The organism is Psychrobacter sp. APC 3279 (assembly GCF_030407795.1).
In the GTDB taxonomy this organism is placed as follows: Bacteria; Pseudomonadota; Gammaproteobacteria; order Pseudomonadales; family Moraxellaceae; genus Psychrobacter.
Window position 1 is genome coordinate 95762 of sequence record NZ_JASDCR010000009.1, and the last position, 12257, is coordinate 108018.

The 12257-nt window shown below is 41.4% G+C and carries 10 protein-coding genes; 7 read left to right on the forward strand and 3 right to left on the reverse strand.

The window, feature by feature from the left end:
- Positions 1–34: 34 nt before the first annotated feature.
- Positions 35–526: an acyl-CoA thioesterase gene (locus QL898_RS06475; RefSeq protein ID WP_290176217.1), complete on the forward strand. Its 492-nt coding sequence runs from the start codon at positions 35–37 to the stop codon at positions 524–526.
- A gap of 141 nt (positions 527–667) precedes the next feature.
- On the opposite strand, the gene ribBA is transcribed toward QL898_RS06475, so the two are convergent.
- Together ribBA and QL898_RS06485 are read right to left on the reverse strand one after the other, a co-directional pair.
- A complete protein-coding gene (ribBA, locus tag QL898_RS06480; protein WP_057757842.1) occupies positions 668–1780 on the reverse strand; it encodes a bifunctional 3,4-dihydroxy-2-butanone-4-phosphate synthase/GTP cyclohydrolase II in 1113 nt (370 codons plus the stop codon).
- A 358-nt stretch (positions 1781–2138) separates the two neighbouring features.
- Complete coding sequence (locus tag QL898_RS06485) at positions 2139–3428, reverse strand: replication-associated recombination protein A (protein WP_290176218.1); 1290 nt, start codon at positions 3426–3428, stop codon at positions 2139–2141.
- Between the two features lie 444 nt (positions 3429–3872).
- Between QL898_RS06485 and QL898_RS06490 the strand changes: the two genes are divergently transcribed.
- Together QL898_RS06490 and QL898_RS06495 are read left to right on the forward strand one after the other, a co-directional pair.
- Positions 3873–4403: a type IV secretion protein Rhs gene (locus QL898_RS06490; RefSeq protein ID WP_290176219.1), complete on the forward strand. Its 531-nt coding sequence runs from the start codon at positions 3873–3875 to the stop codon at positions 4401–4403.
- Between the two features lie 211 nt (positions 4404–4614).
- The gene (locus QL898_RS06495; protein ID WP_290176220.1) at positions 4615–5547 is read left to right on the forward strand and encodes a hypothetical protein; all 933 of its coding nucleotides are present in this window, start codon (positions 4615–4617) and stop codon (positions 5545–5547) included.
- Positions 5548–5679: 132 nt separating this feature from the next.
- Here the strand turns inward: QL898_RS06495 and gltA are convergent, their stop codons facing one another.
- Entirely contained in the window at positions 5680–6960 is a 1281-nt protein-coding gene (gltA, locus tag QL898_RS06500; protein WP_057757851.1) for a citrate synthase, read from the reverse strand.
- Positions 6961–7977: 1017 nt separating this feature from the next.
- On the opposite strand from gltA, the gene sdhC reads away from it, so the two are divergent.
- The 4 genes from sdhC (at position 7978) to QL898_RS06520 (ending at position 11886) form a co-directional block, all read left to right on the forward strand.
- Positions 7978–8364 (forward strand): succinate dehydrogenase, cytochrome b556 subunit, encoded by a 387-nt coding sequence (sdhC, locus tag QL898_RS06505; RefSeq protein ID WP_082624524.1) that lies wholly within the window; start codon positions 7978–7980, stop codon positions 8362–8364.
- The gene (sdhD, locus tag QL898_RS06510) at positions 8364–8771 is read left to right on the forward strand and encodes a succinate dehydrogenase, hydrophobic membrane anchor protein (protein ID WP_290176221.1); all 408 of its coding nucleotides are present in this window, start codon (positions 8364–8366) and stop codon (positions 8769–8771) included. The genes sdhC and sdhD overlap by 1 nt, the downstream gene beginning before the upstream one ends.
- Before the next feature lie 330 nt (positions 8772–9101).
- Positions 9102–10952 carry a succinate dehydrogenase flavoprotein subunit gene (gene sdhA / locus QL898_RS06515; protein WP_201547479.1) on the forward strand — a complete coding sequence of 617 codons (1851 nt, stop codon included), beginning with the start codon at positions 9102–9104 and terminating at the stop codon, positions 10950–10952.
- A gap of 223 nt (positions 10953–11175) precedes the next feature.
- Positions 11176–11886, forward strand: a complete 711-nt coding sequence (locus QL898_RS06520; RefSeq protein WP_055123743.1) for a succinate dehydrogenase iron-sulfur subunit — start codon at positions 11176–11178, stop codon at positions 11884–11886.
- The last annotated feature ends 371 nt before the right edge of the window (positions 11887–12257 follow it).

Genomic DNA, 12257 nt, shown 5'->3' on the forward strand with positions numbered 1-12257 from the left:
GTTAATACAGAAAATATAAAACGTAAGGTAAGAAATGACCCATTATAATGAAAGTTCGACATCTATATCTGATACAGCAAACGAACACCGCCCTGAATTACTAGCCCATTATCCTGTTATTCATCATCAGCCGATACAGTGGGGAGAGATGGATGCCTTCAATCACCTGAATAATGTGGTTTACTATCGTTACGCTGAGTCAGCGCGTATTAGTTATTTGCATGCGCTAGGTATGTTTGATGGCAGTATGGTCACTGTTTTAGCCCAGTCTAGCTGCCAGTATTTACGCCCAGTTACTTATCCTGATACATTATTATTAGGAGTTCGTTGTAAGCGTTTAGGCAATACAAGTATGGCGATGGAATATAGTTACTATAGTATCGCACAAGAAACAATCGTTGCTACGGCAGAGGCCGTGGTAGTGCGTCTGGATAGTGATGGAAAAGGTAAATTGCCATGGACAGCAGCAGAGCGTCAACAGCTGCTAGCACTGGAAGCCAAGTTTGGTCATACGCCTGAGCTTTAGGTCGGTTTCTATATGAGTCGATGGTTCATTTTTTCAAAAAAATTATCGTAAAGTAAAAGCTAAAAACAAAAAAGGCACGCTAACATAATATTAGCGTGCCTTTTTTATCACTCATTCTTTAACTATTTTCTTAAACAGTTTTTAGTCTTGTTGCGGCGCATGAACAAAATCAACCACATTTAGATCAAAACCTGACAATGCAAAAAACTTCATTGGCGATGACAATAAGCGCATATCACGGACACCTAAATGACGTAATATCTGTGCACCAACACCGATACTACGATATGGCTGTTGCGTAATGGTTGATTGAGACTCGTTGTCTGCGGCTTTGTCCAGCGCATCTCCCAAATCAACTGGCTGATTGCTACCAATCCATACCAGCACACCACGATCTGAAGCACTGATTTCTTCTAGTGCTGACTGTACGCTCCAGCCACTACGGCCAGTCATATCGTTTTTAGCTGCAAACAAATCGCGTAATGGGTGGAAACCGTGTACACGTACAGTGCTGACGCCTTCGCTGACATCACCTTTTACCAAGGCTAAATGTGTTTCTTCAGCCCCAAACTCACGGAAGCGATGTAGCGTAAAAGTACCGTGTTCAGTTTCAAAAGGATGTGACTCAATCTCTTCGACCGTTTGCTCATTAGCGATACGGTAGTTGATAAGGTCAGCAATCGTGCCTATCTTAATGTCATGCTCTTTTGCAAATATTTCAAGGTCGTCACGGCGCGCCATCGTACCATCTGCATTGATAATCTCTACAATCACCGCTGCAGGCTCTAGACCTGCTAAACGTGCTAAATCACAACCCGCTTCTGTATGGCCTGCACGGTGAAGAACACCGCCGTTTTGTGCCATAATTGGAAAAATATGTCCAGGCTGAACGATGTCTTCAGGCTTTGCTGATGAAGATACCGCCGCTTGAATAGTACGTGCACGATCACCAGCAGAAATACCCGTAGTGACGCCTTCAGCCGCTTCAATCGAGACAGTAAAGTTGGTGCTAAACTTCGCCTCGTTACGATCTGACATCAGTGGCAGTGCCAATTGCTGGCAACGTGCTTGTGATAAGGTCAAACAAACCAAGCCGCGTGCGTGAGTAATCATAAAGTTAATATCTTCAGGGCGCACATGCGTCGCTGCCATGATGATATCACCTTCGTTTTCGCGGTCTTCATCATCCATCAAGATGACCATTTTTCCAGCACGAATATCTTCGATAATCTCAGGGATTGCATTTAAACTCATAGTAAATCTCAATATTTTATTATTTATAAATAGGTGTCATTTAGAATATAGGGCTCTATCTGCTTATTGTAGCAGTAGATAATACAAAGCGCTGTTACGGTCAAGCAAAGCGCTACTACGGTCAAGTAAATCGCGCTATAAGCAATATAATTTGATATAAAAGTGATTCGCTTCATTGCTTGTATATATCATTATTAGGTTATTTTAACGCTTTTCAGCGTCACGTGCTGCGCCATCTTCCCACTATATCGTTCAGTATGTCAAAAATAGTCATAAATATTATCAATGACCATTAAAACTGACTCATAAATCTGTGCGTTACATTTGTGCGTTACATTTTTATTAATCTATATCATAGTTAGTTATTGCTCGCTGCTTGGCTTTTTAACCAATCCATAAATTGCTTGCTATGCTGCTCACGCTGATTATCTGCAAACTCGTAGAAACTGGTACCAACCAAATTATCTGGTAAGTAGCTTTGAGGATAGTAATGGTTAGGATAATCGTGCGGGTAAGCATAACCTTGACCGTAGCCTTGACTACGCATCAGTTTGGTCACACCATTGCGCAAATGTAGCGGTACAGGTGAGGCATCTTTTTCAGCCAACGCCATCGCAGCATTGATCGCTTTATAAGTGCTATTGCTTTTGGCACTAGTTGCTAAATACACCACGACTTGACCTAAAATAATGCGCGCTTCTGGCATACCAATAGATTGCACACTACGTAATGCCGCATCAGCTAGGAGTAAGGCATTAGGATTGGCATTACCAATATCTTCACTGGCCAAAATCACCAAGCGCCGCGCAATAAAATCAGCAGGTTCGCCGCCTACGAGCATACGTGCCATCCAATACAATGCCGCATCTGGATCTGAGCCGCGGACGGACTTTATCATCGCTGAGATAATATCGTAATGCTGCTCACCATCTTTGTCATATCTTACCAAAGCAGTCTGTGCCACTCGGCTGATCAATTCATCATCGATAATCACTGGCGACTGTTTAGCATCAGCGGTCTGAATGGCTAACTCTAATAAATTTAGCGCTTTTCGAGCATCACCATGGGCCAACTGGCTGATGGTATCTTTTGCTTGTAAATCGATGGTTAACTTTTTGAGTATATTATCTTCTGAAAGCGCTCGTTGTAGCACGGCACTTATCTGCTCAGGTGTTAACGGCTCTAAACGATATACTTGGCAACGTGATAGTAGAGCGTTGTTGACACTGAACGATGGGTTTTCAGTGGTAGCACCAATCAAAGTAATGTCACCAGACTCTACCGCACCCAGAAGTGCATCTTGCTGTGCTTTATTAAAGCGATGAATTTCATCAATGAAGAGCACAGGTGACTCAAATGCCAATGAATCTTTACTATCTAAGACTTCGCGTAACTGTTTGACACCAGTATTTAACGCGGAAAGCGCATGAAAAGGTCGATTGACGGCATCGGCTAATAGCATCGCAATGGTTGTTTTGCCAATACCTGCTTCACCGTGCAGGATAATAGATGGCAGGTGTCCTTGCTCTACTAAACGTCGTAGCGGTGCACCAGTTGCCAGCAAATGCTCTTGACCAATGATTTCGGTAAGAGAAGTAGGGCGCATACGCTGAGCAAGTGGAGTATCGGCATGGAAGTTAGGTGGCATAAGATTCTCTATCGAAAAATAAAAAAGCTATCTACTAGCTGCAATGGTAGTAATGGCAAGGTCTTTATAGTTAAATCTAAATAACAGCATACTAGTCTAACTCCATCATTCTCATTGGGTTTCGACACTCATATATGTTTGGCATGATTTTCGCAGCAATTTTATAATAGCAATGAGTATTAGACATCAGCAGTAGAAGTAAGCTAGTTTATAAGGATGGTACTTGTTATAAGTCATACGCGCTAGGTTAGCGCAAAAATATGTTAATGAAAGCTAACTAAGCGTATAGCTTGTGTCCGGAGTACTTTAGTTTTCATCATTCATCTATATTAACGGCTCTACTATTAACAGTTTTACCGTATCGATGGGAAAAGTTGGCCAATTGCGACTGTTAACTATTAAACACTAAAAATGGCTTATCAAATATAAGGTATTGCATTAACGATGTCTGAACCGACTCTTAAACGCTTATTCAATCGTTACTTGCGTAGTGATACGGGCAAGCAGCAGTCACGTTATCTGACAGCTGGCGAGATAGCATTGGCGCATTCAGTATTTGGTGACAGCATCAAACTTGATGAAGTGCAGTTAAAGACAGCATGGTGGGTATTACAACATTATGCCGTTAGCCCCAATGGCAATATTTACTTTAATTCAGTCGATTGGATTACGGATTTTAGCGAAGCTCCATTGAGCAAACAAAGCTGGCTTATACATGAGCTAACACACGTATGGCAATTACAGCAAGGCTTAAAAGTGGTACGCGGAGCGATCATCAACCGAAAATATGACTACGTGTTAGAAACAGGCAAATCATTTTTTAAGTATGGTATTGAGCAGCAGGCACGCATGGTACAAGACTATTTTGTAAGTCGTCAGCGTGGTCAGAACTGCCAAAAGTGGGAAGCTTGTATTCCATTTTTGACAGAGCAGCCTATTAAGGCAAAAAATACTGACAATCCATCAATCATCTAATTTTTAAAAGTAACAGTAAGCTTAGCTATGATAAGTCATAACCGAACTATAGAACGATACATTAACTGAAACATAGGTCGGTTGGATAAATACTGGATAACTATATTGGACGATTTAACAGTCAGTTGTGTTGCTAAAAATCAAAGAATAATGAACCGCAATTGTAATTTACCCTTTAATAATTTTGCTTTACCAAAGGATATGCACTCTCATGTTTAAATTTTTGTCAGTAAAGCCTAATGTTGATACCCGCTACCCACCGACTTTGCTTTTAGCCGCACTGTCAGGAGTATTGTTTTTGACAGGCTGTCAGCAGTCTGACACATCGCCTGTAGCTGATGACAGTCAAACCAGTGAAAAAACAAGCGTAGAAGACAGTAAGCCTATGCCAAAAAGTGACTCAGCTGCTGCGCGCATAAAACAATTTCAGCCGATATATGTCACACAGGCGCAAAGTTTACAGAGACGATTGCAAGCAGAGTATGAGTCATTGCAAGCGGCAGATGCGTCAGACAGTGAGGAGCTTTTATTACTGAATACTAATAATAGTGAAAATACAGATAGCAATAACGAAGTAGCGACTGATAATACCGCTCCTAACGCAAATACTACTGTTACTAGCTCTGAAGAAGTGGCGTCATCGAATATTGATATCGCCCCGATAAACAGCAATCCAAATGTAGATGCAGAGGTTGATGTCAATACTAGCACTGAAGTTGGTGAGCGTGACTTAACGGTTTTAAAACGCATCAGTCTTGAGCCGCGCAAACCTGTTATGTTGACCGAAGACCAAATCATAGAACGCTATCAGCAAACCATGGATGCCTTGTATCAACCGGTGACAACACCGCTGAGCGCAGAGGATTCTGATACATTAATCAATGTGGCGACCTTGGTTCCGCAGTTATTTGAGCATGCAGAGATTGCTGGTAGAGTAAGTGCAAAAAGTCCGGCACTTGCCCGTTTAATCATTCAGCATCAGGTATGGGAACAAATAGAAGCTCAGCAAGTGGTTGATATGCAGCAAATGAAACAGCGGCAGCAACAAGAGTTTGAAGCTTTAATGGCTAAATTTAATGAAACTATTGAAGGATACGATGAGCAGATTGCCAAATATGAGCAAACGTTAAAAGAGTTTCAGTAACTGACTATAATTTTATAAACTTATTTAGTTAGTCATTTCTCATAAAACATCCAGTATCGAATAAAGAGAGTTAAGACAATAAAAAATCCCGCACGATGGCGGGATTTTTTATTGGATAAATATTATTTTTGCTTACTTGCGATCTTCAACTTTTACAAAATCACGGCGCGTTTCACCAGTGTATAACTGACGTGGACGACCGATTTTGAACGGTGCACTGTGCATTTCTAACCAATGGCTGATCCAACCTGAAGTACGAGCCAATGCAAAGATTACGGTAAACATTGACGTTGGGATACCAATGGCTTTCAAAATGATACCAGAGTAGAAATCAACGTTTGGATATAGGTTACGCTCGATGAAGAACGGATCTTCTAACGCAATTTTCTCTAGTGCCATCGCCAATTCAAGCTTAGGATCGTTGATACCTAGTGCTTCTAGTACTTCATCACAAGTCTCTTTCATTACTTGAGCGCGTGGATCGAAGTTTTTGTAAACACGGTGACCAAAGCCCATTAGCTTCACTTCACGGCTCTTCACTTTTTCCATGAACTCAGGCACGTTTTCAACAGTACCGATTTCATCTAGCATCTCAAGAACAGCTTCGTTCGCGCCGCCATGTGATGGTCCCCATAGGGCTGCGATACCAGCAGCGATACACGCATAAGGGTTTGCGCCAGTAGAACCAGCTAAACGTACCGTTGACGTAGAAGCGTTTTGCTCATGGTCAGCGTGCAAAGTAAAGATTTTGTCCATTGCGCGAGTGATAACGTCATTTTTCTCGTAGTCTACATCAGCAGGCGTTGCAAACATCATGTATAAGAAGTTTTCTGCGTAGTTAAAGTCGTTACGCGGATACATGAACGGTTCGCCTTGTGAGTATTTATAACTCATCGCAGCAAGCGTAGGCATCTTAGCAATCAGACGAATAGCTGTGATTTCGCGATGCTCTTCATTGCTCACGTCTAGGTCTTCATGATAGAACGCTGATAAGGCACCAACGACACCAACCATAATAGCCATTGGATGCGCGTCACGGCGGAAGCCTTCAAAGAACTTACGCAATTGATCGTGAACAGGAGTATGCTCGCGGATTTTTTCAAAAAACTCTGCTTTTTGCTCAGCAGTAGGTAGGTCACCATGTAAAAGTGCATAAGCAACTTCTAGGTATTCAGCATTGTTCGCTAGCTCGTCGATAGGGTAGCCGCGGTGTAATAACTCGCCTTTGCCACCATCAATATAAGTAATCTTTGATTCAACAGGAGCAGTTACTTTAAAACCAGGGTCATAAGACCAAAATCCTGATTCTTGTAAAGCAGCAATATCGATAACTGGGCGCCCTAAAGTACCTTTAATAATAGGAAGTTCGTATTCTTCACCATTCACGGTTAGTTTGGCATTAGTATCAGCCATAAATTGCTCTCCATTGGTTTGACTTGTTAGAATAAATTACTACAGACGCATACCCTCGCGTCATTGTCGGTTGAACGGTAAAAGTGCATTCAACTCATTTAGTACGCAGGGTATATTAGCAGCAATTCTTGATGATTTGAAAAAACTTTTATGGACCATGTGTCCAATTGGCGCGGTGTGGCGGTAGTTATTCGCTGTAATTTTTGTATCAAAATATGTCTGTCAGGTTATTTTGCTTAAAATTCCTCTATTTTTGAGCAAGTTTATAGCAGCATTATCGGAGCAGTATTTTGGATTTATAAATATATTTTAGAGACAAAACTCATAAATAATGACACCGAAAACTGCCAGACTATACCTAGCAAGCGGATTAAAGTTTGTCATAATAATCACTGTTAAAATTAGTAATATGCTTATTCATTCATTTATTGATTAAATATGTATATATTCTTACTGAATGGATAAATTTGTAATTATTGCTCAGGCATTTTATAATTGTAGGAATTAACTGGCACTAGCTTTGCGCGAATTAATAAATGACCATGTTATAGTGTCGTTCAGAGCGTCTTCTATTCATGCTTATTTACGATTGTCTGGTGTTACGATAGACCAAACCGCATTCTATGGTTTGAATTTTCTTCTTAACCAATCTTTTTTATTTGTTTGGCACAAGATTTCAAGTGCCCAATATAGGGTCTGCTCTGATATGGAAGACATATTAACGTTGTCTTACTATTCATACGACCTCTAAAATAGACTGGTTAGTCGATATTACTCATGTTTATTTTCTTTGTTGTATAATAGATAGGTTGTTTGATAGGCCTGTCGATTCGACAAGCGACATTGAACAGTCTATCAATACCTTTATATACATAATCCTTTCTTCATATTTAGCGCAAACTAAACGAAGTCAGCTAGCTCTTCCTTACTTTATTCGTCTCGTGTGTTGCTCAATGCTCAATTGACACTATTTATGTCATGCGTTGATAGCAGATACAGGAGTATAACCGCAAAAGGATGCCCGCTGTGAAAAGCAACCGACCTATTGATCTGCCTTTAAGCCAAGTGATTAGCGTTAATCGCTCACCGATCGCGATCGCCTCTATCTTGCATCGTATCTCTGGCATTATTCTATTTTTATTGATTCCTGTCATGTTATGGATACTACAGAACTCATTGGCATCGCCTGAGAGTTTTGCGACCGTATTTGACAACGTACTTGTGCGCTTTTTGGCATGGATATTTGTTGCCGCCATTGCATATCATTTTGTAATGGGTATCAAACATTTATTTGCTGATATGGGCATGAACGAAGAGCTAAAATCTGGCCGCACTGCCTCTATGGTAAGTTTTGTGATTGCAGCGATTTTAGTTGTCGCGTCATTTGTATGGGTGATGTTCTAATGAGAAAAAATGATTCAGGAATCAAAAGTGCTACTGGTCTGACAGGTTCAGGCTCACGTGATTGGATTGTCCAGCGTATTAGTGCTGTTGTTTTAGCCGTTTATAGTGTGGTATTGCTGGGCTTCTTTTTGACCCATGGCGATGTCACTTTTGTTGAATGGTCATCATTTATGACCAGCCTACCGATGCGTCTATTCAGTTTGGTTGCAGTACTTGCACTAGCTGGTCATGCTTGGGTTGGGATGTGGACAGTATTTACTGACTATATTACAACAGGCAAACTAGGCTCAAGCGCAGCAGGTTTACGTTTAGTACTACAGTCATTGATGATTATCGCTATTTTAGTATTTCTATTTTGGGGCATCATGATTTTTTGGGGTAACGGTTTCGGTATCGCTGCCGTTTAACCATCTCATAAAAAGCTCTGATATCTATATATAACGACGGATACATTCAACTGATACATTAGTTGGCAAAGTATTTTAGAGTCATCCGTCGATAGCCAAGAATAGTCATAGCATTGGACTAGCATTACTGATCAGCTAATCTGATTATAGTTGAGTAGGCTTAGTTCAGTATAACGATAGATATGCAAATTAAGTGGTTAACGACTATTAAGATTCTTTATTTTATAAGCGTAGAGATGGCCAAATAGTAAGCCTTTATAGCTGTAATAGAGATGTCTCAAAAAGTCTTTGATTTACTTTTACGCATTAACAGGCATTAGGAAAACCGTAATGGCAACTAGACAAGACAATACCATTAGTAATATCAAGACCCTAAACTACGATGCAGTTATCGTTGGTGGCGGCGGCTCAGGTATGCGTGCTTCATTGCATTTAGCGGAAGCGGGCATGAAGGTTGCAGTCCTTACCAAAGTATTCCCAACGCGTTCGCACACGGTTGCCGCTCAGGGTGGTATCGGTGCAAGTTTGGGTAATATGAGCAATGACAACTGGCACTTCCACTTCTATGATACCGTTAAAGGATCAGATTGGTTAGGTGACCAAGACGCTATCGAATATATGTGTCGTGAAGCGCCAAAAGTAGTCTATGAGCTTGAGCACATGGGCATGCCGTTTGACCGTAACGAAGACGGTACTATTTATCAGCGTCCGTTCGGTGGTCACACATCTAACTATGGCGAAAAAGCAGTACAACGTGCTTGTGCCGCTGCTGACCGTACAGGTCACGCATTACTACATACGCTATATCAGAAAAACCTAGAGCAAGGTACTGAGTTCTTTATCGAGTGGATCGCGCTTGATTTGATCAAAGACGAAGCTGGTAACATCAACGGTGTCGTCGCGCTTGAGCAAGAGACGGGTACTATTGCAGTATTCCAGTCACCAATTACTGTCCTAGCGACAGGTGGTGCTGGTCGTATCTTCGCAGCTTCTACCAATGCTTATATCAATACTGGTGACGGTATTGGCATGGCAGTCCGTGCTGGTATTCCATTACAAGATATGGAGTTCTGGCAGTTCCATCCAACTGGTGTCCATGGTGCAGGTGTACTATTGACTGAAGGTTGCCGTGGTGAAGGTGCTATCTTGCGTAACAAAGATGGCGAAGCGTTCATGGAGCGTTATGCACCAACCGTGAAAGACTTGGCACCACGTGATCTTGTATCGCGCTCAATGGACCAAGAAATCAAAGAAGGTCGTGGTTGTGGTCCTAATGCTGACCATATCGTAATGGATATGACGCATCTAGGTGTTGAAACCATCATGAAACGTCTACCATCAGTATTTGAGATCGGTAAAAACTTCGCCAACGTTGACATCACTAAAGAACCAATTCCAGTAATCCCAACCATTCACTACATGATGGGCGGTATTCCAACCACTATTCATGGTCAAGTGATTGTACCGGATCTAGATGCAGGTACTGATGAAGACGGCTTATATGCTAAAGGCAACGTCGTTAAAGGTCTTTATGCAATCGGTGAGTGTGCTTGTGTCAGTGTACATGGTGCTAACCGTCTAGGTACGAACTCTCTACTAGATCTATTGGTATTTGGCCGTGCAGCTGGTAAGCATATTGTTGATGAATTCCATCATGCAGATCACAACTACAAGCCGCTTGATCCACGTGTGCTTGATTTTACAGTGAAGCGTTTAGACAAGTTGCAACAGTCTACTGAAGGCTACAACGCGCAAGACGTGGCTGATGAGATTCGTGCTACGATGCAAAAACACGCTAGCGTATTCCGTACGCAAGCGATGATGGACGAAGGCGTTGAGAAAATTTTAGCGCTAGGTGAAAAGATCGACAAGATCCATCTTGGCGATAAATCACAAGTGTTCAACACAGCGCGTATTGAAGCATTCGAAGTTGCTAACTTGTATGAAGTAGCAAAAGCGACAATGATATCTGCAGCGAAGCGTCATGAAAGCCGCGGCGCGCACAGTGTATCCGATTATGATCGTCCAGAAGATGATGATTACGCACCTAACGGCCGTAATGACCACGATTGGATGAAGCATACTTTATGGTACTCTGAAGGCAATCGCATCATTTATAAGCCAGTACGTAAAGTGCCATTAACCGTTGATTATATCGAACCAAAAGTCCGCGTCTACTAATTTTAGACTGCATACTTTATATATAGTTGATAGATAACAGCAGTGTTAACGTTTTATCCCTTATTAATTTATTAAAAAGGTGACCGCCAGCTACATGCTCATGCCAGCGCTACTATGCTATTAATTGGTATCTGATATTGGTTATCAATACTGATTAATAGCTAGCGCAAATATGTTGCAATCTTTGTATGCCCGCCATCACCTACGTGTGGAGTTTAGCATTATGAGCCGAGGTACTCGCACCATCGAAATCTATCGCTACGATCCTGATCTGGACGCAGCGCCACGCATGCAAACTTATACGATTGAGCTACTTGATTCAGATCGTATGTTGCTTGACGTACTATTACGCCTAAAGAAAGAAGATGAAACGCTTACTTTCCGTCGCTCTTGCCGTGAAGGTATTTGTGGCTCTGACGGCATGAACATTAATGGTAAGAACGGTTTGGCATGTCTAATCAACATGAACACGCTACCAGAAAAAGTAACGGTTCGTCCGCTACCTGGTTTGCCAGTGGTTCGTGACTTGGTTGTCGATATGAACCAGTTCTATGAGCAGTATGAGAAAGTACATCCGTACTTGATCAATGATCAGCCAGCACCGCCAACTGAGCGTCTACAGTCGCCTGAACAGCGTGAAAAACTGAACGGTTTATACGAATGTATTCTATGTGCTTGCTGTTCAACCAGTTGCCCATCTTTCTGGTGGAACCCTGATAAGTTTTTAGGTCCATCAGCGTTACTGCATGCTTATCGCTTCGTTGCTGATAGCCGTGACGGTGATACTCAAGCACGTTTAGCTCGCTTAGACGATCCGTTTAGCTTGTTCCGTTGCCGCGGTATCATGAACTGTGTATCAGTTTGTCCAAAAGGATTGAATCCAACCAAAGCGATCGGTCATCTACGTAATATGTTGATTGACCAAGCTGGTTAAGCATAAATAATTGATATTTATAGTTACTATACGAAAAACACCACCTATTCATTAGGTGGTGTTTTTGTTAGTTAAAAAGCTGATATATAGGTTTACTACTGTTTATAGCTAACTTGTCGTTTAAAAAATCCAGTAAATTTAGCCTATTGAAAAATAGGTATCAAATGATTTAAGAGTAAAACTGTATGGTCAATACGTTGGTTGTATGTAAGAAGAAATAATATATAGACAATCACCCTATATAATCGAATATAGACATAGTCGAATTTTGGTATAATTGTATTTGGTATTTAGTGAGATGATCAAAGCGTCCTTTTTGGAGCTTAATATGTGCCGTTTGAACACATTATGACATTATCGGGCTAAAATAC

What these genes read in the sequence shown, in the direction of transcription:
- QL898_RS06475 (WP_290176217.1), top strand. Translation starts at nt 35, where the DNA reads ATGACCCATTATAATGAAAGTTCGACATCTATATCTGATACAGCAAAC.
- ribBA (WP_057757842.1), bottom strand. Translation starts at nt 1,780, where the DNA reads ATGAGTTTAAATGCAATCCCTGAGATTATCGAAGATATTCGTGCTGGA.
- QL898_RS06485 (WP_290176218.1), bottom strand. Translation starts at nt 3,428, where the DNA reads ATGCCACCTAACTTCCATGCCGATACTCCACTTGCTCAGCGTATGCGC.
- QL898_RS06490 (WP_290176219.1), top strand. Translation starts at nt 3,873, where the DNA reads ATGTCTGAACCGACTCTTAAACGCTTATTCAATCGTTACTTGCGTAGT.
- QL898_RS06495 (WP_290176220.1), top strand. Translation starts at nt 4,615, where the DNA reads ATGTTTAAATTTTTGTCAGTAAAGCCTAATGTTGATACCCGCTACCCA.
- gltA (WP_057757851.1), bottom strand. Translation starts at nt 6,960, where the DNA reads ATGGCTGATACTAATGCCAAACTAACCGTGAATGGTGAAGAATACGAA.
- sdhC (WP_082624524.1), top strand. Translation starts at nt 7,978, where the DNA reads ATGCCCGCTGTGAAAAGCAACCGACCTATTGATCTGCCTTTAAGCCAA.
- sdhD (WP_290176221.1), top strand. Translation starts at nt 8,364, where the DNA reads ATGAGAAAAAATGATTCAGGAATCAAAAGTGCTACTGGTCTGACAGGT.
- sdhA (WP_201547479.1), top strand. Translation starts at nt 9,102, where the DNA reads ATGGCAACTAGACAAGACAATACCATTAGTAATATCAAGACCCTAAAC.
- QL898_RS06520 (WP_055123743.1), top strand. Translation starts at nt 11,176, where the DNA reads ATGAGCCGAGGTACTCGCACCATCGAAATCTATCGCTACGATCCTGAT.